A 22,807-nucleotide genomic window follows, 5' to 3' on the forward strand; every position below is an offset into this window, starting at 1 on the left:
AATACTGTGTCTTGAAAATATAATTTTATGCATGAATATAGCATAGTTAAACAGCATCACATACAACACCTGATTAAACTACCCCCCTGATTTTGCAGCGAATAAAATTTATTTTTTCAAAAGAAAAAGGCTTCATCATCTTGAAGCCTTTTATCACTTTAAAATAATTATGTGCTAGATTAGAACAGTTTGGTCAAAGAGAATACGACACTTCCTTTCATAATATTGGCATCACTATCGATATTATTGTCAATCCATACCAACTCTGAATTTAACCCCAAAACTTCTGCACCCAAACCAATTTTATAATCGAAATAATCATCTTGCTGACCATCGCCACCAAATGCTTTAGCAAACTGTTCATTATCTTCCAGTTTGGTATAGCCCAAGCTCGAAACAAGTTTAATATTTTTATACACTGGGAACTTATAACTTGTATTTAAGTAGATTTCTTTACCTGATTTAAATGCAAATTCTGGTGAATAAAACACTCCCGCTGTGAAATAGTCACCACCCGTCATCAAATCACTATGGTTGTAGTTCACACCAAATTCACTAAAATCGGTGTGAAATTCTTTAATCGTGCCAGGATAATTCACATCGGCATAGTTAATATCTAGAAATGATTTTTCTGTGATGGGTAAAATATAGCCCACAAAAAAGTCAGCTTCGACATTCCCACCTGCCCCAACATCCGCATTCGATGCCCATAAACTTAGATAGGCGCCTGATTTATGCGAAAAGTTTAAAGCCCCTTGAACGGCTGGATCACGATTTGACATCGAAACACCACGGAAACGATAATCCGTCAACATTGCCATAGAGCCTGCAACTGTAATTGCAGGTGTAGATTCAGATGTTGTTGTTCCCTCTGCAAATACTGAAACTGATGACATTAAAAGTGATACAGTCAACCACTGTTGAGCACATGATTTAAACATAGATTCCCCCAAATCTTAAGATTTGCCACATCAAGGTTTTGATATGGCATGTTTTGTTGCTGTCCTAGCATTAATGTTGATGTGTCGAGCTGTCTTTTGATGTGTTTAGATTTAAAGTTGGGGTTTCATCGAAAAAGTTCCACGGTTTAAGCAGTACGTTCACCCACTCCGTTGGCATGATTGGCCATTCTTCTGCACGAGCAACGTGCGTTGTACCTGTGGTTAACCACACGACCAAGTCTTTGTTGTCAATGTTGTCGTTATTTTTAACAAATTGCCCCAAGCCTGTATCTTTGTCAGAACGGTTTGGATATGCACCCTCAGGATATAACTCTGTAGGATGATATTTGGTCACCCAAATTTGCTTGTCCATAAAGTTTAAACGCTTGAATAACCATTCATCTGGACTAAAGTTTGCACCTTTGGCAATTGGGTGTGTACCACCAGCAAATGGTATGAGTTGATAAGAAACTGGATTGCCAACTTTGTTCTCTTTCGAATAATTACTGATTAAACGAATGGTCGATGGATTAAATTTCTCTGCTGCTTCTTGCTCATTACTCACGACATGCTTTTCGATTTCCATCGTGCTCTTACGAATGCCTTTTTTATTGACATTCACAACAGGGTTCATGTGGGTCAGTGTATTGTTCTCACCATCGACATCTAAATCTAGACGGAAGTTATAAATATGCTGATGGGTTGTTCCCACAATATTATGATCAATCAAAGTACCGTAACGGGTGTCTTCTTTGGCTGTTGCATCATGCATCGTTGATGCTTTTACCCCTTTAACCGCTTCAATACCTGTAGCACCCGCATTAATACCCATGGTGCCATTGTCTGAGAAGACCCAGTCAAACATGTAGTCATAATTACCGACTGTACTAATCCAGCGCACCACAAGCTCACGGCGTTCGGCACTGACGTTGGTTTGCCCCATTTCCTGATGTTTAAACTCTGGCCCGGCATAGCGTTCAAATACGGCAATTGCATTTGGAATAGTAATCGGATTGCCTTGATAGTCAGCAATCACCGCATCCAATAACACCGCATTTTCAGGTACATCTTTACCGCGCTCAATGGATGAAGTTAATGTTCCCATTCCATATTCACCAGAGTCGAGATAAGACTTGAAGTACCAACCCATATCTGGATCGCCATAAGGAACCACCATGCCGCCAAGATTGCCTTGGTACATGACCTTACGTTTTACGCCCTTATCTTTAAAAGTGACTGTACCCACTTGTAAACCTACACGTGAATCCAATCCTACGTGGAAGCACCAGTTACCCCAATGAATATACTGCCCCGTGATGCTGTAGTTTTTACCCTCAGGTTCTACAATGTTTAAAGGCTTACGTGTTTCTGTTTTCTTATCACGGCCATCATAAGAACGTGGTGTCATAGGTACAGGCACTAAACTGCCTTCTTCAATTTTAACGATTTTCTTTTTATCTAAATCAACCACGGCAACTAAATTCTCGATAGGATGTGCCCAGTAATTGCCATCACCTACATCAAGATAGCTGACAATTTTCAGTAGGCTAAGTTCTTTGTTTAAACCATCTTCACCTCCAAAGTATCCTACTGTCAGTGGTGTACCAACAACTTTAGTGACATCTGTAATGCCACGTTTTGCTACCGCAGCTTTATACTCTGGACTTTTCTGAATGACCTCTTGTACCATCATAAAGTCATCCAACAACACCATCCCATGCGTTGCAGGTAAGACCTTCCAAGCTCTTACTTGTTGTGTGTTCAGATCAACCACACCCTCAATAATATTATCGCTTTGTAATAAGCTGAATTCGGCTAAACGTGGGCCTTTATATTCAGTATGATTCAGCACACTGTTCCAAACAGCATTTTTTTCAGGTTCTTGTAAACGAATACGACTGAAACGTAATGCTTTTGGTGCACGTTGATCTGCCTGAATAATTTTAGTCACTGACTGAATTTCTTCTGTCGTTAAGGTATTTAACGGATGCTTTACGGTTTCAACTTGAAAGGTTTGATCAAGTCCAGATTGGAAAATCTCATTCGCCAATGTTTCCGATGCCATGGCTTGACCATCTTTTACAATAATGGGCGCCGAAATTTTTAATGGCTTCCCATTCACCATAATGGTAGTTGAATTAGGTTTTGCTCGGACTAAGGTCGAGTTTTTGCTGATGGTATAGATATTGGCATATTGGTCTTGCTGTACCGTTGCACCTACCGATTGCATGGCTTGTTGTAGGGGTAACATTTTCGCCGCTTCACCATGCGCCATTGCTTGAGTTGCACATGCACCAATTGCCATTACACCAACAACATTTGATATTTGTTTAAGATATTTTTTCAGCATTTGTGAATGTAATGTTTTCATCTCGGATTTCCTTAGCCTTACAAACTGTCTTCTATGCTGAAAAATTACGCTGTTCTCTATACAAAAAAATCATCCCAAAGGATGATTTTTAAAATTGAAGATAGCTCGAACTTTTATCTATTACAGATGTCAGCCAGACAGTACTCGGCTCATCAATTCCTGACGGCTTCTGACCTGTGTTTTTTGATAGATATGCTGTAGATGGGTCTTTATGGTTGATATTCCACAATGCATTTCATTGGCAAGTGCTTGGTTATTTAAACCTTTGCATAATAAGCCTAATACTTTAGATTCTTGTCGCGTTAGTGATTCTGTTAAACCTTCATTAAATAGGCTAACCTGATGACTAGAAACATCATAAATTTGATTAAAACAACATGCGGTCAAATCATAAAATGACTCAATTATTTTTAACTCTTGATCAGAAAATTCTGCATAAGCTGAAGACCGAACCAAACTCATGCCCCGTACAGGAACCCCATTCTGCCTAAAAAAAAGTTCAATCGTGTCTTTGATATCCCACTTTTTTCTAAAGTCATCATACTCATCATTAGAAGCCACAGCTTGTAATACGCTAAACTTCATATCTGCTTGATGGTATGCAAAACGAAAATGTACAGGATCAAAATATTGCTTACGCTCCAAGTATTCATCAACAGCTTGATGAGGTATACCCTTAAACGAGTATTGACTCGCTGTTGTTTCAGCGTCGATCTGAAATGCAACCAATCCATCAAATGGCAGCACTTTTTGGATATTACGGGTGAACTCTTCGCTGAACTGATTCCAATTTACCGCTTGCATCGTATCAAGACACTATTTTGAATGAATACTTGCTCAGAGCAATTTATATACCAAACGTAACGCGATAAACGTAAAAAAGCGCATGCTACCGAAGTAACACACGCTTTCTATACGCAATGAGTCTGAAAAAATTAAGCTAAACCTTTTTCTTTCAATACTTGTAACATGGTAGAACCGAGCTCAGCAGGACTGCGTGTATATGCCATTCCAGCGCGCTCAAAGGCTGCGAATTTTTCTTCAGCAGTTCCTTTACCACCTGAAATAATCGCACCAGCATGTCCCATACGCTTACCTTTTGGTGCGGTTACCCCTGCAATGTAACCAACTACAGGTTTAGTAACATTCGACTGAATATATTCAGCTGCTTCTTCTTCAGCCGAGCCACCAATTTCACCAATCATGATAATGGCATCTGTATCTGGGTCATCTTGGAACAGTTTTAATGCATCAATTTGGTTCATACCTGGAATTGGGTCACCACCAATACCGATACAGGTTGATTGTCCTAGACCCAGTTTAGTGGTCTGAGCAACCGCCTCATAAGTCAATGTTCCTGAACGTGAAATAATCCCGATACGACCCGGTTGATGAATATGACCCGGCATAATTCCAATTTTACATTCCCCCGGTGTAATCACCCCAGGACAGTTTGGACCGACTAGACGTGTTCCATTGCCATTGGTTTCTAAATAACGCTTGGCTTTTAACATATCTAGCGTCGGCACGCCTTCGGTAATCACCACAATCAGTCCAACACCTGAATCAACTGCTTCAACAATCGAATCAAGTACATAAGGCGCGGGTACATAAATCACAGATGCATCAGCTTGCGTTTCACGCACAGCATCTTTCATGGTATTAAAAACAGGTAAATCTAAATGAGTCGTGCCGCCTTTACCTGGGGTCACACCACCCACGACTTTGGTTCCATAGTCGAGTGCTTGTGCAGAATGGAAAGTACCATTTTTACCTGTGAAGCCTTGTACCAATACTTTTGTGTTTTTATTAATCAATACGCTCATGATGGCACTCCTTATGCTTTTACTGCTGCAACAATCTTTTCTGCAGCATCAGCTAAGCCGTTTGCAGAAGTTAATTTCAAACCTGATTCATCTAGAATTTTTGCACCCAATTCCGCATTGTTGCCTTCTAAACGAACCACGACAGGAACACTCACATGTACTTCCTGAACCGCAGCAATAATAGCTTCCGCAATCATGTCACAACGAACAATACCACCAAAAATGTTAATTAAAACACCTTGTACTGAGGTATCTGCCAAGATCAATTTAAATGCTTCAATGACGCGCTCTTTGGTTGCACCACCACCAACATCTAAAAAGTTTGCAGGTTGCCCACCATAAAGTTTAATAATATCCATGGTTGCCATTGCCAAACCTGCACCGTTGACCATACATCCAATATTGCCTTCTAAAGCAACATAGTTCAGATCAAATTCCGATGCTTTTAATTCACGTTCATTTTCTTGTGATTTATCACGAAGTGCAGAAACTTCTGGCAAACGATATAAAGCATTTGAATCAATACCAACTTTGGCATCAACACATAAGATTTCACCATTTTCACGGACTGACAATGGGTTAATCTCGAATAAGGCAAAATCATTTTCAATAAATGCCTGATATGCAGCCGTCATAATTTTGACAAATTGTGCAATCTGAGCATCTTTTAATTTTAAAGCAAATGCAACTTCACGAGCTTGGAAAGGCTGTAAACCCACTAATGGGTCAACTTCTACTTTGATAATTTTTTCTGGAGTTTCTTCTGCAACTTTTTCAATTTCTACACCGCCTTCGGTCGATGCCATAAACGTTACACGGCGACTTGAACGATCAACGACTGCACCAAAATATAACTCACGTTCTACTGGATAGACATCCTCACAAACCAAGACACTATTCACAGGCTGACCATTGGCATCAGTTTGATAAGTAACTAAACGAGTACCGATGATATGGTTTGCGTAATCTGCCGCTTCAATACTGGATTTTACAACTTTAACACCACCAGCTTTACCACGACCACCAGCATGCACCTGCGCTTTCATAACCGCAAATTTTCCACCAAGTTGCTCGAAAGCTTTCACTGCTTCTTCTGCATTGGTTGCCAATACACCTTCTTGAACAGGCATACCATATTTTTTTAATAACGCTTTGGCTTGATACTCATGTAGATTCATTGACTAACCTTTTACTACTTCTTTGCTTTGTTATGGACTGACTAATTCCTAGACTCACGTCTTATTTGGTATTAGTCCTTATTACATTTTTTCTTTCTTATTTGTAGTAGATTGTTCTGGTAAAAACAACCTTTAATCAAAAAAAAGAGCGGTTAAAACCGCTCTTTTCTTGTCTTATTTACGCTTACGCTGAATTGCGTGAATCGCTCGGCCATCGACAGCCAATGCAGCTTCATGAACAACTTCAGAGAATGTTGGGTGACCAAAAGTCATCAACTGTAGATCTTCAACAGAAGATACAAACTCAAGTGCGATCATACCTTGGTGTACGATATCAGACGCAGCAGGTCCAATCACATGCATACCGAGTAAACGATCTGTTTTCGCATCAGCAACAAACTTCACGAAACCAGCATTTTCACCAGCAGCCATTGCACGGCCATTTGCAGCAAAACCGAATTGACCCGTTTTCACTTCGTGACCTTTCTCGACCGCTTGCTGTTCTGTTAAACCTACCCACGCCGCTTCTGGGTGTGTGTAGATCACAGAAATGATGGTGTCATAGTTGACTTGAGCTGCATGACCGTGAATACGCTCAACAGCCATTACGCCTTCTTCCATTGCTTTATGTGCAAGCATTGGACCACGTACTAAGTCACCAATTGCGTAAACGCCTTCAACAGACGTTGCACACCAATCGTTCACTTCAACTAAACCACGTTCAGTTAATTTAATACCGCAATCATCAGCCAATAGACCTTCAGCGTATGCACGACGACCTACACAAACAATCAACTTGTCGAAAGTTTGAGTTTTGTCTTCACCGCCTTGCGTATATTTAACAGTTACTTCAGAACCGTTAACTTCTGTACCAGCAACTTTCGCGCCAACACGAATATCAAGACCTTGTTTGGTCAAAAGTTTTTGGTAGTCTTTTGCCAAAGCTTTATCAGCCATTGGTAAGAATGCATCCATTGCTTCAAATACCACAACTTCAGCACCCAAACGACGCCAAACAGAACCAAGCTCTAGACCAATCACGCCTGCACCAATTACGCCTAAGCGCTTAGGTACTTCTTGGAATTCTAGTGCGCCAGTTGAATCAACAATAATGTTTTGATCAACTGGTGCTGATGGAATGTTAATTGGCACAGAACCGGTCGCAAGAATCACGTACTTAGGCTCTAAAACTTGAGTTTCACCTTCGTGAGATACAAATTCTACTTTTTTACCTGCAAGTAATTTACCTGTACCTTTTAACCACTCGATACCGTTACCTTTTAGAAGACCATCAATACCCATGGTAAGCTGGTCAACAATTTTGTCTTTACGTGCAAGTAATTTTGCAAGATCAAAGCTCACATCACCTGTGGTAATACCGTGATCAGCTAAGTGATGCACTGTATCTTCATAACGATGTGAAGAGTCAAGTAATGCTTTAGAAGGAATACAACCCACGTTTAAGCAAGTACCACCCAAAGATGGTTTGCCTTTGTGAATACGTTTTTCGATACACGCAACTTTAAAACCTAATTGTGCTGCACGAATCGCTGCTTCATAGCCACCTGGGCCACCGCCAATTACAACAAGATCAAATTGTTGAGACATGTTTATCTCCAAATACAGGCTTAAAGGATCGCTCTAAGCCTGTTATTTTTATTCTATCGATTAAAGGTCAAGGATCAATTTAGCTGGTTCTTCTAACAATTCTTTGATTGTTACCAAGAAACCTACAGCTTCTTTACCATCAATTAAACGATGGTCATAAGAAAGCGCTAAATACATCATTGGCAAGATTTCTACTTGACCATTTACAGCCATTGGACGCTCTTGGATTTTGTGCATACCCAAAATCGCAGTTTGTGGTGTATTCAAGATCGGAGTCGATAACAATGAACCGAAAGTACCACCGTTCGTGATTGTGAACGTACCGCCAGTCATGTCTTCGATGCCTAATTTGCCATCACGTGCTTTGTAAGCAAAATCACGAATACCATTTTCAACTTCAGCATAGTTCATACGATCTGTGTTACGAAGCACAGGCACAACTAGACCACGCTCAGAAGAGACCGCTACACCGATGTCGTAGTAACCGTGGTAAACAATGTCATCACCATCAATTGAAGCATTAACCGCTGGGTAGCGTTTAAGCGCTTCAGTTGCAGCTTTAACAAAGAAAGACATAAAGCCAAGACGCGCACCATGACGCTTCTCAAATGCGTCTTTATATTGTGCACGCATTTCCATGATCGGCTTCATGTTTACTTCGTTAAACGTCGTCAACATTGCTGTTTCTTGAGTTGCCGCAAGCAGACGTTCAGCTACACGCTTACGAAGACGTGTCATCGGAACACGTTTTTCAATACGCTCACCAACCGCTACGCTTAAAGGTGCAGCAGCAGGAATGGCTGGTTTAGTTTGGTGATTTGAAACATCTTCTTTAGTAATACGGCCACCACGACCTGTACCTGCAACGTCAGCCGCAGCAATACCAGTTTCTGTTAATGCTTTACGCACAGCAGGAGCTTGATCTTGAACTTGTTGAGCACGTTCAACTACTGGTGCAGCACCCGCTTGAGTATTTGCAGCAGCTTGTTCAACTTTCGCTTCACCTTGAACTGCTTCTGTTGCAGCAGCACCAGAAACTACACCTTCTTCAAACTGAGCAATTACTTCAGCAGAAAGAACTGTGTCGCCTTCACCTTTAATGATTGTAACGATTGTACCGTCAGCAGGAGCAACGACTTCTAAAACAACTTTGTCTGTTTCAATATCACAGATCACTTCATCACGTGATACTGCTTCACCTGGTTGTTTGTGCCAAGTTGCAATCGTACCGTCTGCAACTGACTCTGGGAATACCGGTGCTTTAATTTCGGTTGCCATTACTTAGAATCTCCTGTTATTCAGCTACGATCGCTAAAGCGTCATTTACGAGCTGAGCTTGTTGTTTTGCATGCAAATATGGTGAACCACAAGCCGGTGCAGCAGAAGCTTCACGACCTGCATAACTGATACGTACTGGTTTAGCCGACTTCATTACATCATCATATAAACGAGGAGCAATAAATAACCAAGCGCCTTGGTTCTTCGGCTCTTCTTGCGTCCAAACAATGTCTTTCACATTTGGATATTGAGCAAGAACTTCAGCAATACGTTGTTCAGGGTATGGATACAATTGTTCAATACGAACGATTGCAGTGTTATTCAACTCTTGCTCACGACGTTTCTCAAGCAAGTCGTAGTAAACCTTACCACCACAAAGCACTAAACGTGTTACGTCTGCTTTGTTGATGTTATCGATCTCATCAATCACTGTTTGGAATGTACCGTTTGCAAGTTCACTTAAAGTAGACGTTGCAAGTTTGTGGCGAAGTAAAGACTTCGGCGACATGATGATCATTGGCTTACGAATTGGGCGAATCGCTTGACGACGTAAAGCATGGAAAATCTGCGCTGGTGTAGTCGGTGTCATCACTTGCATGTTGTCTTCAGCACATAGCTGTAAGAAACGCTCTAAACGTGCAGATGAGTGCTCTGGACCTTGACCTTCAAAACCGTGCGGAAGAAGTAAGGTTAAACCACACACACGCTCCCACTTAGTTTCACCTGATGCGATGAACTGATCGATCACAACCTGTGCACAGTTTGCGAAGTCACCAAATTGTGCTTCCCAAATGACCAAGCTCTTAGGAAGTGTGGTTGCATAACCATACTCAAAACCTAACACCGCCATTTCCGACAATAATGAGTCGTAAATTGCAGTACGTGGTTGGTTTTCTTTGATATGGCACAGTGGAATATAAGTTGAACCATCCACTTGGTTATGCAGTTTTGCATGACGGTGCGAGAAAGTACCACGACCTACGTCTTCACCTGTTAAACGAACCAAATAACCATCATCTAAAATAGATGCATAAGCCAAAGTTTCAGCTGCACCCCAGTTTAATGGCATTTCACCAGTTTGCATTTTCAAGCGATCATCAATCACTTTTGCAACCTGACGCTGCATTACAAAGCCTTCTGGAAGCTCACGCATTTTGCGACCGAGTTCTTTTAAACGATCTTCAGAGAAGGTTGTATCCCAAATGTCTGTGTATTCATGACCTAAGTATGGCGTCCAATCTACAAACATTTTTGTATTTGGCTCTAATACCAAGGCATTTGCAACGTGCTTACCTGCTTCTAAATCAGAACGATAATCTTCTACCATTTGGTCGGCAGCAGCACGATCTAACACATTTTGCTGAACCAATTGGTCTGCATACAATGCACGAGTCGTGGTTTTTTTGTTGATGACTTGATACATCATTGGCTGTGTTGCAGCTGGCTCATCCGCTTCGTTATGACCACGACGACGGTAACAGAACATGTCAATTACAACATCTTTACGGAATGTATGACGGAAATCATGCGCCAATTGAGCAACAAACAATACTGACTCAGGATCATCACCGTTCACATGGAAAATCGGTGCTTGGATCATTTTCGCGATGTCCGTACAGTATTCTGTAGAACGCGCATCACGTGGATCAGAAGTTGTGAAACCTACTTGGTTATTCACAACAATGTGAACCGTACCACCAACTGTATAGCCACGAGTTTGTGACATTTGGAAGGTTTCTTGGTTAACACCTTGACCTGCAAATGCAGCATCACCATGCACAATCACTGGCAATACATCGTCACCGCCGATGTCTTTACGACGTACTTGACGTGCACGTACCGAACCTTCTACGACTGGTCCAACGATTTCTAAGTGCGATGGGTTAAATGCCAATGCCAAGTGAACTTCACCACCTTGAGTCATGACATTCGAAGAGAAACCTTGGTGGTATTTAACGTCACCAGAACCTTTTTTATGTAAGCTCTTACCTTCGAACTCACCAAATAGGTCTGCTGGGTTTTTACCCATGATGTTCACAAGAAGGTTCAAACGACCACGGTGTGGCATACCAATGACCACTTCTTTACAACCTACAGAACCTGCACGTTGAATCAAAGCATCAACCATTGGAATGAAAGATTCACCACCTTCAACACCAAAACGTTTTGCACCGACGTATTTATTACCTAAGAATTTTTCTAGGCCTTCAGCCGCAGTTAAACGCTCTAATACGTGTTTTTTCTGGTCTGCTGTGAAGTTAAATTGCCCACGTGCACCTTCAAGGCGTTGTTGAATCCAACGTTTTTCTTTGGTATCAACAATGTGCATGTATTCTGCACCAATCGAAGCACAGTAGGTTGCTTCCATGGCTTGAACCATTTCACCTAAAGTCGCTTCGTCTTTACCAATCAAAAGATTACCTGTATTGAATACAGTATCTAAATCCGATTGAGTTAAGCCATGTGCAGCAAGATCAAGATCTGGCACGATTTCACGTTTTGCCAAACCTAGTGGATCAAGCTTCGCTTTCTGATGACCTCGGTTACGATACGCTGCAATAAGTTGTAATACGCCAATTTGACGACGCTCATGTTCAGTACTAACTGTGCTTTGAACCACTGCCTGAACACGGCTTGAATTGCGGCCTAATAAGAGGAATTGCTCACGTACATTGCTGTGTGGTTGATCACCTTTCGGGAATTTATCGAAGTATACACGCCAATCAGCACCAACTGATTCAGGTGACGTCAAATACTGCTCATAAAGTTCTTCAATATACGCTGCACTATCAGCGGAAAGTTCAGTGTCAAGACGCAGAGCGTCAGCAACTTCTTGCATTTGTGGACCCATTTCCTATTGCAAAAATATTTCAGGTGCCTTTTAAGCAACCCCATGATTGATAATGTCAAATTGGTAACATGACATTAGTCCCTAGCAGACATCAGCCTTAGGGCGTTATCACCACATTAGGAGTAACCTGATGTGAAAAATGAACAACAACACCCTCAATGGCATCATCACTCATCCATATATACTCGACCGAAACCGAGCAATTTTTTGCAAAATCGTTTTAGAAAAGATAAATTCTTGATTTAGCTTTTCTAAAACCACTTAGAAAGTATGTAAGCACCCAATTTATATCAAAAAATGTGCATTAATTAACCACAGTTTTTTTCAATATAACGATGTATCAAATCGTAACATGTTCCTCTTTCACCAATTGATTTTTTTGACACATACCATTCATAAATCAGCGAAATACACATAATACTTTATGCTGTAAACTACGGTGATTTATCATCAATTGACAATAAATCTAGACCAAAGTCCTATTTAAATTTAGCAAATAATAAAAAAGAGCATCTTCTTACAAACTGCCCTTTTCTAACGTTATATAATAGCATTTATTCTACGCGACAAACGCTTTTTCAGCATAAATAATCCATCTGTTTTTACATGAATTGCACAAATTATATTTATGTTCTCATTCCTTTCCAGCAAAACAGTATTACGCACGATAATTTTCAGGTTTCATAAAAAAAGCACACTCTTAAGTGTGCTTTTTTTAATCATTTTTTAATCTCTAAAGATTAGCCTGCCATATCTAAAAGCATGTTGCGGATATGACCGATTGCTTTAGTTGGGTTCAAACCTTTAGGACATACTGATACACAGTTCATGATGCCTTTACAACGGAACAATGAGAATGGATCGTCAAGACGAGCCAAACGCTCTTGAGTTGCTGTATCACGTGAATCGATGATGAAACGGTACGCATTCAATAACGCTGAAGGACCCAAGAATTTATCAGGGTTCCACCAGAACGATGGGCATGAAGTTGAACAACATGCACAAAGAATACATTCGTATAAACCATCTAAGTGTTCACGCTCTTCAGGAGCCTGTAAACGCTCTTTTGGTGGCGCAGGTTGATTATTGATCAAGAATGGATGAATTTTGTTGTACTGATCGTAGAACTGATTCATATCCACAACTAAATCTTTAACCACTGGCAAACCTGGTAAAGGACGAACAGTAATCACTTCTGGCAAGTCGTTTAGGTTCCAAAGACACGCTAAACCATTTTTACCATTAATGTTCACACCATCTGAACCACAAATACCTTCACGACATGAACGACGGAACGTTAAAGTTTCATCTTGTACTTTCAATGCAAGAAGCGCATCAAGCAACATACGGTGCTTATCAGTCAACTCAAGCTTAAAAGTTTGCATGTACGGTGCTGCATCCTTATCAGGATCGTAGCGGTAGATATTAAATGTACGAGTACCTCTACTCATCTTACTTCTCCCAATTAGAATGTACGTGGTTTAGGTGGAATTGCAGCTACAGATAGTGGCTTGTAACGTACCGGCTTGTATTCAAGATGGTTATCGCTAGAGAACCATAATGTGTGCTTCATCCACTCATCATCACGACGACCGTAAGGGTATTCTGGATGATCAGGAGATTCTTCAAAATCTACAACTGTATGTGCACCACGGCATTCTTTACGTGCAGCAGCAGAAATCAAGGTCGCTTTAGCAACTTCATACAAGTTTTCAACCTCTAGAGCTTCAATACGTGCCGTGTTGAATACCTTAGATTTGTCTTTCAAATGAATGTTACGAACACGTGATTCAATCGCAAGAATTTCTTTCACGCCTTTGTCAAGCAACGCTTCTGTACGGAATACACCAGCATGGTCTTGTACGATGTCTCGAATTGCATCGGCAACTTCTTGCGCATTTTCACCTGTTGTTGACTCATCCAATTTACGGATACGCGCAACAGTTTGCTCAAGTACAGTTGTAGGAAGTGGTTGGTATTCATCACCGTGGTGTTTAGTCACGTAATCGATGATGTGTTCACCCGCAGCCTTACCAAATACAACCAAGTCAAGAAGCGAGTTCGTACCTAAACGGTTTGCACCATGTACAGATACACAAGAACACTCACCAATTGCATAGAAGCCTTTAACAGGTTTCGTAAAGTTACGCTCACCCGCATTGGTAGAATAAACATCAGTTTCTTTGTTGTAGTTCGCTTCAAGCGGTGAAGTTTCACGGCTTTCTGGCACAACAACTTGACCATGAATGTTTGTAGGAATACCACCCATTTGGTAATGGATTGTCGGCACTACAGGAATTGGTTCTTTAGTGATGTCAACGTTCGCGAATTTCTTACCAATCTCAAATACAGATGGAAGACGCTTCATGATTGTTTCAGCACCCAAGTGCGTCATATCAAGCAAGATGTAGTCTTTCTTCGGACCACAACCACGACCTTCTTTAATTTCTTGGTCCATAGAACGTGATACGAAGTCACGTGGCGCCAAGTCTTTTAAAGTTGGTGCATAACGTTCCATGAACGGCTCACCCGCATCGTTACGAAGGATCGCACCTTCACCACGACAGCCTTCGGTCAACAATACGCCTGCGCCCGCAACACCCGTAGGGTGGAATTGCCAGAATTCCATATCTTGTAATGGAATACCTGCACGAGCCGCCATACCAAGACCGTCACCAGTGTTGATATATGCATTAGTAGATGCACGGTAAACACGACCCGCACCACCTGTAGCAAACAATGTCGCTTTAGCTTGGAATACCGCAATTTTACCCGTTTCTTGGTCGTATGCAGTTACACCGAGTACATCACCCGCTTCATTACGGATAAGATCAAGTGCAATCCATTCAACAAAGAATTGAGTACCCATTTTCACGTTGCTTTGATAAAGCGTGTGAAGAAGCGCGTGACCTGTACGGTCAGCAGCAGCACAAGCACGTGGAACAGCTTTTTCACCGTAGTTTGCAGAGTGACCACCGAATGGACGCTGGTAAATTGTACCATCAGCATTACGGTCAAATGGCATACCCAAGTGTTCTAATTCATAAACAACTTGTGGTGCTTCACGCGTCATAAATTCGATCGCGTCTTGGTCGCCCAACCAGTCTGAACCTTTTACAGTGTCATAGAAGTGGTAGTGCCAGTTATCTTCTTGCATGTTACCAAGAGATGCACCAATACCACCCTGCGCTGCAACTGTATGTGAACGTGTTGGGAATACTTTAGTCAGAACCGCAACTTTTAAACCAGCTTGAGCAAGTTGGTAAGATGCGCGCATACCTGAACCACCACCACCAACGATGACAGCATCGAAAGTTTCGTGTGGAATATTTGTGTAATCTTCTTTAGGGGTTATAGCGCCCATGATCTCTTCCTATCAATTCGCCCAAAAAATCTGGATTGCCCAGATCGCATATGCAAATACAGCAATAATTACTGCTGAAGTTAGTACAAGGCGTAAACCTGAAGCTGAAGGCCCCATTTGACGAGTAGTCACATAATCCGTGAATACTTGCCACATACCAATCCATGCATGTGCAACAAGAGATAAGACTGCTAATAAAGATAAGATCTTCATTGGAGCTGTCATCATAAAGCCGTACCACTGTTCGTAGCTAAAACCGCCATTGCATAGGATCCAACCTAAAACAACAACAGTATAAACTGCTAATACGACAGCACTTACGCGTTGGATAAACCAATCACGAGAACCTGAACCCGTTAAACCAGTAGCACTTTTCATTAGATAACAATCCATACAAATGCCGCAATGATACCTATTGCAGACAAGATCAATGAAATAGTAGCTGCGACACGACCACTTTGCAGTTCTTCAGCAATACCTAGATCCGCAAGTAAATGCTTAACCCCCGCAATAAAGTGGAAAATTAAGCCGGCTACAAATACCCATACGATAAAACGCACGATGAAGCTATTAAAAATAGCTTGCACTTGCGCAAAACCTTCAGGAGAAGACAATGATTTGTCTAAAATCCATAAAAGTACCGGTACGAGTAAAAATACGATAACACCAGATAGACGGTGTAAAATTGATGCAATAGCCACAGGGGATTTTAAGTTTACTTCTAAAACTTGACCCATGGACAAATTGACAGGTCTGTTGCTTTTCACAGCGGGCATCCTGTAAGTAAAAACTCCATCCGGAGTTTGTTGGAATTAATTCGAAGGAAAGCTGGCATTGTCAGGCAAGTAAATGCCTAAACTTAAAACGACACTGAATTATAAAACGCGAAAAGTCAAAATACAAACAATCAAAGACTGGTTTTTTAACAAAAAACTCTTAAATAAGAATCATTAACAAAAACAACATTCTATAAAAACCAATAATTTAGCTCAAACTTATTGCTATGCTATTGGTTTTTATCACTTATCCATCAAATCCCTCCCTTTTTAAGCGTCTTCTGTGATTTTGCATTTTTAGACTAAAGATAAGGAAGATATTTTCCTTATCTGAGAATCTCTTCCTTTATATGGAGAGACTTGCATTTCCTATCAAAATGTTCACTATTTATTTAGAGCAATAATTTTATGATATAACGTGATTAAATAACGACTTAGCCAAAACAACATACAGATCACGTATAAATATTAAGACTTTAATTTGCCCCAAAATTGCAAAAAATTACGTAAAAAGATTAATTTCCAACCAAAAATCAAAATTCAATTAGTCATTTTTTGATCAATCAAACCAGTCCTTATGATTAGAATTTAATGTCAAGTTTGACTCAAAAATGAAATCAAATATAAACAAAAATGAATGTAAGTTATGAAAATTAGATGAATTTCGATTCAGTTTGTTCGCACTATTTGTTTAAAAACACCCTCTCTATAATTTTTATAAATATTTACAATTAAGATGGAGTGCTATTTTTTTTCTGCACCTCAAGAATATTTTGACATATTATAGCGCGGCGGTGCTGTGATTTTATTCATTCCTCTAAGGAAGGATTTGACTAAACCTCTGTGAGGACGTCATTTTTTTATCCATAAGTATAATTGACAAAATTTCAGTACGCTCTAATCTAACTAGCAAATTTTTGATCCGTCTGATTCGCGCATTAGAAGATTAGTACTACGAGTCAGATTAAACATTCACCAGGACAGGAGATCTTTGAATGTCTGAAGCAACTGGCAAAAAAGCCGTATTACAGCTTGATGGCAAAGAAATTGAATTACCAATTTACAGCGGCACATTGGGCCCAGATGTAATCGACGTTAAGGATGTGTTGGCCGCGGGTCACTTTACTTTTGATCCTGGTTTTATGGCAACAGCAGCTTGCGAATCAAAAATTACCTTCATTGACGGTAACAAAGGTGTACTTTTACACCGCGGTTACCCAATTGACCAACTTGCTACTAAAGCAGACTACTTAGAAACTTGCTACTTATTATTAAATGGCGAGCTTCCAACTGCTGAGCAAAAAGCTGAATTTGACGCTAAAGTACGTAACCACACTATGGTTCACGACCAAGTTAGCCGTTTCTTTAATGGTTTCCGTCGTGACGCTCACCCTATGGCAATCATGGTGGGTGTAGTTGGTGCACTTTCTGCGTTCTATCACAACGGTTTAGACATTGAAGATGTTAACCACCGTGAAATCACGGCTATTCGCTTAATTGCAAAAGTACCTACACTTGCAGCTTGGAGCTACAAGTACACTGTAGGTCAACCATTTGTTTACCCACGTAATGACTTAAACTATGCAGAAAACTTCTTGCATATGATGTTTGCTACTCCAGCAGACCGTGATTACAAAGTAAACCCTATTCTTGCAAAAGCAATGGATCGTATTTTCACGCTTCATGCTGACCACGAACAAAACGCGTCTACATCTACTGTACGTTTGGCTGGTTCTACTGGTGCTAACCCGTATGCATGTATTGCTGCTGGTATCTCTGCACTTTGGGGACCTGCTCACGGTGGCGCGAACGAAGCTGTTCTTAAGATGCTTGATGAAATCGGCACTGTAGAAAACGTTGCTGGCTTCATGGAAAAAGTGAAAACTAAAGAAGTTAAACTTATGGGCTTCGGTCACCGAGTTTATAAAAACTTCGATCCACGTGCGAAAGTAATGAAAGAAACTTGTGACGAAGTTCTTGGTGCTTTAGGCATCAACGATCCACAGCTTGCTCTTGCTATGGAACTTGAACGTATCGCGCTTTCTGACGAATACTTCATTAAACGTAACCTATACCCTAACGTAGACTTCTACTCAGGTATCATCCTTAAAGCGATTGGTATCCCGACTGAAATGTTTACTGTAATCTTCGCGCTTGCACGTACTGTTGGTTGGATCAGCCACTGGTTAGAAATGCACAGCGGACCTTACAAAATTGGTCGTCCACGTCAGCTTTACACTGGTGAAGTTCAACGTGACATCCAAGGTCGTTAATTCGAAAGAATTGATGATTAAAAAAACCACCCTTCGGGTGGTTTTTTTATTTCAGCTTAAATACAGATACAGCCATAAGAATATTTTTAAGATAAAAACTAAAATTTAACCAACATTGTAATCAGCCAAGTCTAATTTTTTCAGTTTTTGCTTCAATTGCTTGAGTGACCATGGCCAAGCTGCAAAATTTCGTCCATTTTGATCTAGATAATAAGATTTACAGCCACCACGATTAAAAACCGTCTTCTGCAAATGTTTTTGTACCGCAACATTATGTTCATGAAGTGCTTTTGGCTTAATTTCTATGCGCTTAATGTTCTGATCTCGCATTTGCAGTAAACCGCTCATAATGTAATCCAGTTGCGCTTCCGCAATCCCAATAAATGAGTCATAGACCAGAATATTCGGACCCAGTACTAAAAAAGCATTCGGAACATGTTCCAAACTGGCACCTAAAAATGCCTCTGGAGAACTATCTTTCCAACGCTCGGCCAAGAGTTGCCCATTCGCATCATAGACTCGCTTGCCTATAGGTGGATGTGAAACTTCAAAGCCTGTCCCCCAGATAATCACATCAACTTGATACTGTTCACCATTGGCGGCAATCAATTGATTCCCCTGAATTTCAATCAAACCCTGTGGCACAAGCTGTACATTTTCTTGTTGTAAGGCAGGATAATAATCATTGGCGAATAACAGCCGTTTACAACCAATTGTGAAATTCGGGGTCACATTTTTACGTAATGTTTGATCTTGAATTTGCAGTTTTAATAGCTGTTTGCTCAGCAGATTAATCGGCTCTAATATTTGAGGATGGCGCAATCCAAAGTTAATCCCATTTAAAATTTGCGCAACACTGTTACGCCACAACTGTTGAATCACAGGATATTTGGCAATGACGCCTTTAGCCGCATCATTCAATGCGAGATCTGCTTTGGGTAATACCCACGGTGCAGTACGTTGAAAAACAATCAACTCTTTGACATCAGGTTGAATTTGAGGAATAAACTGAATTGCAGATGCACCTGTACCAATCACAGCAACCCGTTTACCTGTTAAATCGCAGTCATGTTTCCAGCGCGCCGAATGAAACATTTCACCGCTAAAGGTATCAATTCCTTTAATCTGTGGCACAGAGGGTTCTGTAATGGGTCCAGTAGAGAAAACCACTGTTTTAGCGAGAAATTTACCTTGTGAAGTTTCTAAAATCCATTGTTGCTGTGCTTCATTCCATTGAGCGGATATAAGTTCATGCTTAAATTTAATTTTGTCATACAAATTGAATTGCTTTGTGACCTGCTCCAGATAGGCCAAAATTTCCGTTTGCTTAGCAAATAGATGACTCCATGCATGGCTTGGTGCAAACGAAAAAGAATATAACGCGGATGGCACGTCACAACCACAGCCAGGATAAGTGTTGTCACGCCAAGTTCCACCGACGCGATCTGCTTTTTCAAACACTAAAAAGTCAGTATAGCCCGCTTGTATCATCTTATAGGCAGCAGCAATACCAGATATTCCCGCACCAATTACAATACAATCATATACATGAGTTGACTGCACTTGTTTCGCTTTCGTTCGTATTTTGTTTTTTTGTTGAGTCACGGAAGTTGAGTTTTCCTGTAACCCAATAGATTCAGCACCTTCTTCTAAGGCGGATTCAATTTTTTGATCTGAATTTTCCACTAAAATATTCTCCATAATGTTCAGTATCTTATTTTTATTTCACATATTTTTGGAACAATGGATACCCCATTCCAAGTAACTTTGCATACAGACTTGGTGCAGCACGTTTTAACCACCAAAACAACTTGGCATCTGGCTGCGGAATGGTATACAGCTTATTCGCATCAAGCCGATCTAAGGTTTTAACCGCCACTTGGTCGCTATTAATAAAAGCATGATTCATCAGTAAATGATTGGCTAAACCAGAGTAACGTTGTGGCAAACGGCTATTTTTCATAATATTGGTTGGCACCAAAGTTGGGCAAAGGACATTGACGCGGATATTGGTACTTCGGAGTTCTGCGGACAGCGTTTCAGACAATGTCAAAACGCTCGATTTGGTGACGTTATATGCCGTCATTTCAGGAGCCGCAGTAAAACCCGCAGCCGATGCCACATTAATAATCGCACCAAAGCCTTGCTGTTTGAATTGTGGGACAAAATAATGACATCCATGAATCACACCCCATAAATTGACATGCATACACCATTGCCAATCGTCTAGGCTGACTTCATCAAACTTTCCACCCAAACCAACTCCCGCATTGTTAATAATTAAGGTGGTCACATGCCCCATTAGTTGTTCAGCTTGCTCTGCCAATGCTTTCACTTGCGCCGCACATCCCACATCACATTGCACAGCAAAAGCATCCGTTTGATATTGATTTTGAATCAAGCTCACGGTTTCTTCAGCAGCACTGAGATGAATATCTGCACAAACCACCACCCCGCCGCGCCGAGCAAGCTCTAGTGCAAAACTCCGCCCAATACCACTCCCCGCACCGGTCACCACGGCATAAGCTTGTTTGCTTGGATTACTTTTTTTATTAAAAATTGTCATTTTAAAATCCCCGCTTTGTTATGAACGTAAACTAGGGGTAAATTCACGCGTAAAATAAGGCGTTAAAATGCCATGTTCAGGGTTTAACAGCTTTTCTTTGTAATAGCTTAAATAGGCTGAAATATCATGATCATTGGGATGAAAATCAGGACGTAAATAATCAAAAATATGCTGCATGGTGCTGCCATAGACACCATCCTTTAAGCCAAAAATTAGGCTTAAACTGTAAGGCAGTTCTTTCCAGTAGCTCCAACGAATCAGATTTTTCGGTTCTCGGTAAAATGGCACCATGAGTGAGGCGACTGAAATTAAAATAAGAATCGTGATAAGCGCAGGGAAAAAGCCTGCAATACGCAGCGCATAATTATTGGATAAAGCTTGAAATACATCATAGGCAATGTCTTTATGCTCAGACTCTTCGAGCATATGCCACATCCAAATGGCGCGCTGCTTTTCATCTCGAGAATGGAAGAAAATTTCCTCATGCTTCATCATATATTCTGCCAATACAGCAGTGAAATGCTCAATACCTGCCATGAGCGACAGTTTCATGGGTTGGGGTAAACGGTTAAATCCATAATCAAATGCCCAACCAGCCCATGTGCGAAACAACTGCACTGGATAATCTACTTCTAGGAATGCATCGTTTAACTCATTATGCATTTTAGAATGAATCGCCTCTTGACCAATCAAAGCCGTCACGCGCTGTTTCAGCAGTGGATCTTTAAGCAATTCACGATGATAACGCGCTGTATCTATCACCAAGTCCTCTCCAAACGTTAAAAAAATGGAAAGTGATGCGAAATAGGCACTCGCCAATTCTGCATTGAGATAAAATTTGGGATCAATTTCTTTGGGGTCAAAGTCAAACCGCATGTGCCGAATCGGAATCATCGGGGACTGTTTCAAAGTATTAAAACGAGGCCCAGAAAATACATGATTTAATGTATTTTTAAGTGGTGTAATGAATTGCATGACCATTCCTTATTTTTCTACTGTAAGTGCAACTTTGTGGTATTGCACATGCTGCTTAAGCATGCACCTACAGTAAAAAACTAAGTGAGCCTATGTGGCTTGCCACTAGCAATTCAGGTCATTTGATTTGCAATTTCTGCCTTTCCTCAGACTTGTCCGACAGTTTTCTGACAAAATTATCTACATGGGACAAAATCACGCTTTGGGTGCCAAAAAAGGAATGCATTGTTCATAAGCATTGCAGTCCTGTCCTTGTGTTTTTTTAATAAAATAATCTTGCACCATTTGCGCCTGCTGCTCTATTCCATAATTTAAAAACAATTTTCCTTGCTGGATTACATAGTGATAACGGCGATCAAATAATGCCTTACGTACCACAGCAATGCCTTGCTGGTACTGCCACACATGCGTCATCTCATGGATAAACCAAGATTGCAAACTGAGTGAACACTTTGAAAAGTCATGACAGTAATTTTGCGCATGAAAATAAATATATCCATTCGGGCTAATCGCATGATTTTTAAGTACTGCTTTATGCGCAATAATTTGAACCCGATCCAACTGAATTGTATCTGCAAAAATCCATCGAACCAATGATTTTTCACCATCGGTCAAAGGGCGTCGAGACAAAACACCTACGCTTCGAATAGTATGGAGCAGAGTTGATAAATATCGCGACATATCTTTAACCTTTTCAGTGAAATATAAGTAACTTCCCATCTACAATTATGAATTGTTTTTCTAAATGCAAATAAGAATTTTTTTTGAATTTATACACTACATTTGTCGCAATTCGTATA

General features: G+C 40.7%; 17 protein-coding genes. 1 reads left to right on the forward strand and 16 read right to left on the reverse strand.

Going from position 1 to position 22,807, the window contains the following annotated elements:
- Positions 1 to 179: 179 nt before the first annotated feature.
- The 12 genes from DCO44_RS05360 to sdhC form a co-directional block, all read right to left on the reverse strand.
- The gene (locus DCO44_RS05360; RefSeq protein ID WP_116759798.1) at positions 180 to 941 is read right to left on the reverse strand and encodes a TorF family putative porin; all 762 of its coding nucleotides are present in this window, start codon (positions 939 to 941) and stop codon (positions 180 to 182) included.
- Between the two features lie 70 nt (positions 942 to 1,011).
- Entirely contained in the window at positions 1,012 to 3,312 is a 2,301-nt protein-coding gene (gene tynA / locus DCO44_RS05365) for a primary-amine oxidase (RefSeq protein WP_116759800.1), read from the reverse strand.
- A gap of 129 nt (positions 3,313 to 3,441) precedes the next feature.
- Positions 3,442 to 4,116, reverse strand: a complete 675-nt coding sequence (locus DCO44_RS05370; RefSeq protein WP_116759802.1) for a response regulator transcription factor — start codon at positions 4,114 to 4,116, stop codon at positions 3,442 to 3,444.
- Positions 4,117 to 4,247: 131 nt separating this feature from the next.
- Positions 4,248 to 5,138, reverse strand: a complete 891-nt coding sequence (gene sucD, locus DCO44_RS05375) for a succinate--CoA ligase subunit alpha (protein WP_116759804.1) — start codon at positions 5,136 to 5,138, stop codon at positions 4,248 to 4,250.
- Positions 5,139 to 5,149: 11 nt separating this feature from the next.
- Positions 5,150 to 6,316 carry an ADP-forming succinate--CoA ligase subunit beta gene (sucC, locus tag DCO44_RS05380; RefSeq protein ID WP_116759806.1) on the reverse strand — a complete coding sequence of 389 codons (1,167 nt, stop codon included), beginning with the start codon at positions 6,314 to 6,316 and terminating at the stop codon, positions 5,150 to 5,152.
- A gap of 174 nt (positions 6,317 to 6,490) precedes the next feature.
- Positions 6,491 to 7,924: a dihydrolipoyl dehydrogenase gene (gene lpdA / locus DCO44_RS05385; protein WP_116759808.1), complete on the reverse strand. Its 1,434-nt coding sequence runs from the start codon at positions 7,922 to 7,924 to the stop codon at positions 6,491 to 6,493.
- Positions 7,925 to 7,984: 60 nt separating this feature from the next.
- On the reverse strand, positions 7,985 to 9,202 hold the full coding sequence (odhB, locus tag DCO44_RS05390; RefSeq protein WP_116759810.1) for a 2-oxoglutarate dehydrogenase complex dihydrolipoyllysine-residue succinyltransferase: 1,218 nt from the start codon (positions 9,200 to 9,202) through the stop codon (positions 7,985 to 7,987).
- A 16-nt stretch (positions 9,203 to 9,218) separates the two neighbouring features.
- Entirely contained in the window at positions 9,219 to 12,041 is a 2,823-nt protein-coding gene (locus DCO44_RS05395; protein ID WP_116759928.1) for a 2-oxoglutarate dehydrogenase E1 component, read from the reverse strand.
- Between the two features lie 752 nt (positions 12,042 to 12,793).
- On the reverse strand, positions 12,794 to 13,504 hold the full coding sequence (locus DCO44_RS05400; protein WP_116759813.1) for a succinate dehydrogenase iron-sulfur subunit: 711 nt from the start codon (positions 13,502 to 13,504) through the stop codon (positions 12,794 to 12,796).
- 14 nt (positions 13,505 to 13,518) lie between these two features.
- Positions 13,519 to 15,417 carry an FAD-binding protein gene (locus DCO44_RS05405; protein WP_116759815.1) on the reverse strand — a complete coding sequence of 633 codons (1,899 nt, stop codon included), beginning with the start codon at positions 15,415 to 15,417 and terminating at the stop codon, positions 13,519 to 13,521.
- Between the two features lie 12 nt (positions 15,418 to 15,429).
- Entirely contained in the window at positions 15,430 to 15,795 is a 366-nt protein-coding gene (sdhD, locus tag DCO44_RS05410; RefSeq protein ID WP_004695554.1) for a succinate dehydrogenase, hydrophobic membrane anchor protein, read from the reverse strand.
- The gene (sdhC, locus tag DCO44_RS05415; RefSeq protein WP_026441307.1) at positions 15,795 to 16,193 is read right to left on the reverse strand and encodes a succinate dehydrogenase, cytochrome b556 subunit; all 399 of its coding nucleotides are present in this window, start codon (positions 16,191 to 16,193) and stop codon (positions 15,795 to 15,797) included. Before sdhC ends, sdhD begins: the two co-directional genes overlap by 1 nt.
- A gap of 995 nt (positions 16,194 to 17,188) precedes the next feature.
- On the opposite strand from sdhC, the gene gltA reads away from it, so the two are divergent.
- Positions 17,189 to 18,466, forward strand: coding sequence for a citrate synthase (gene gltA / locus DCO44_RS05420; RefSeq protein WP_116759817.1), 1,278 nt, complete (start codon positions 17,189 to 17,191; stop codon positions 18,464 to 18,466).
- A 105-nt stretch (positions 18,467 to 18,571) separates the two neighbouring features.
- Here gltA and DCO44_RS05425 read toward each other — a convergent pair whose 3' ends face one another.
- The 4 genes from DCO44_RS05425 to DCO44_RS05440 form a co-directional block, all read right to left on the reverse strand.
- Positions 18,572 to 20,167 (reverse strand): flavin-containing monooxygenase, encoded by a 1,596-nt coding sequence (locus DCO44_RS05425; protein ID WP_116759819.1) that lies wholly within the window; start codon positions 20,165 to 20,167, stop codon positions 18,572 to 18,574.
- Positions 20,168 to 20,186: 19 nt separating this feature from the next.
- Positions 20,187 to 21,032, reverse strand: a complete 846-nt coding sequence (locus tag DCO44_RS05430; RefSeq protein WP_116759821.1) for an SDR family NAD(P)-dependent oxidoreductase — start codon at positions 21,030 to 21,032, stop codon at positions 20,187 to 20,189.
- Between the two features lie 18 nt (positions 21,033 to 21,050).
- The gene (locus DCO44_RS05435; protein WP_116759823.1) at positions 21,051 to 22,007 is read right to left on the reverse strand and encodes a metal-dependent hydrolase; all 957 of its coding nucleotides are present in this window, start codon (positions 22,005 to 22,007) and stop codon (positions 21,051 to 21,053) included.
- A gap of 195 nt (positions 22,008 to 22,202) precedes the next feature.
- Entirely contained in the window at positions 22,203 to 22,688 is a 486-nt protein-coding gene (locus tag DCO44_RS05440) for a type IV secretion protein Rhs (protein ID WP_116759825.1), read from the reverse strand.
- Positions 22,689 to 22,807: the final 119 nt, after the last annotated feature.

Origin of the sequence: Acinetobacter sp. AM, from assembly GCF_003105055.1 — a bacterium.
GTDB lineage: Bacteria > Pseudomonadota > Gammaproteobacteria > Pseudomonadales > Moraxellaceae > Acinetobacter > Acinetobacter tibetensis.

What these genes read in the sequence shown, in the direction of transcription:
- DCO44_RS05440 (WP_116759825.1), bottom strand. Translation starts at nt 22,688, where the DNA reads ATGTCGCGATATTTATCAACTCTGCTCCATACTATTCGAAGCGTAGGT.
- DCO44_RS05405 (WP_116759815.1), bottom strand. Translation starts at nt 15,417, where the DNA reads ATGGGCGCTATAACCCCTAAAGAAGATTACACAAATATTCCACACGAA.
- DCO44_RS05360 (WP_116759798.1), bottom strand. Translation starts at nt 941, where the DNA reads ATGTTTAAATCATGTGCTCAACAGTGGTTGACTGTATCACTTTTAATG.
- odhB (WP_116759810.1), bottom strand. Translation starts at nt 9,202, where the DNA reads ATGGCAACCGAAATTAAAGCACCGGTATTCCCAGAGTCAGTTGCAGAC.
- lpdA (WP_116759808.1), bottom strand. Translation starts at nt 7,924, where the DNA reads ATGTCTCAACAATTTGATCTTGTTGTAATTGGCGGTGGCCCAGGTGGC.
- DCO44_RS05370 (WP_116759802.1), bottom strand. Translation starts at nt 4,116, where the DNA reads ATGCAAGCGGTAAATTGGAATCAGTTCAGCGAAGAGTTCACCCGTAAT.
- sdhC (WP_026441307.1), bottom strand. Translation starts at nt 16,193, where the DNA reads ATGCCCGCTGTGAAAAGCAACAGACCTGTCAATTTGTCCATGGGTCAA.
- gltA (WP_116759817.1), top strand. Translation starts at nt 17,189, where the DNA reads ATGTCTGAAGCAACTGGCAAAAAAGCCGTATTACAGCTTGATGGCAAA.
- tynA (WP_116759800.1), bottom strand. Translation starts at nt 3,312, where the DNA reads ATGAAAACATTACATTCACAAATGCTGAAAAAATATCTTAAACAAATA.
- DCO44_RS05425 (WP_116759819.1), bottom strand. Translation starts at nt 20,167, where the DNA reads ATGGAGAATATTTTAGTGGAAAATTCAGATCAAAAAATTGAATCCGCC.
- DCO44_RS05435 (WP_116759823.1), bottom strand. Translation starts at nt 22,007, where the DNA reads ATGCAATTCATTACACCACTTAAAAATACATTAAATCATGTATTTTCT.
- DCO44_RS05400 (WP_116759813.1), bottom strand. Translation starts at nt 13,504, where the DNA reads ATGAGTAGAGGTACTCGTACATTTAATATCTACCGCTACGATCCTGAT.
- DCO44_RS05430 (WP_116759821.1), bottom strand. Translation starts at nt 21,032, where the DNA reads ATGACAATTTTTAATAAAAAAAGTAATCCAAGCAAACAAGCTTATGCC.
- DCO44_RS05395 (WP_116759928.1), bottom strand. Translation starts at nt 12,041, where the DNA reads ATGCAAGAAGTTGCTGACGCTCTGCGTCTTGACACTGAACTTTCCGCT.
- sdhD (WP_004695554.1), bottom strand. Translation starts at nt 15,795, where the DNA reads ATGAAAAGTGCTACTGGTTTAACGGGTTCAGGTTCTCGTGATTGGTTT.
- sucD (WP_116759804.1), bottom strand. Translation starts at nt 5,138, where the DNA reads ATGAGCGTATTGATTAATAAAAACACAAAAGTATTGGTACAAGGCTTC.
- sucC (WP_116759806.1), bottom strand. Translation starts at nt 6,316, where the DNA reads ATGAATCTACATGAGTATCAAGCCAAAGCGTTATTAAAAAAATATGGT.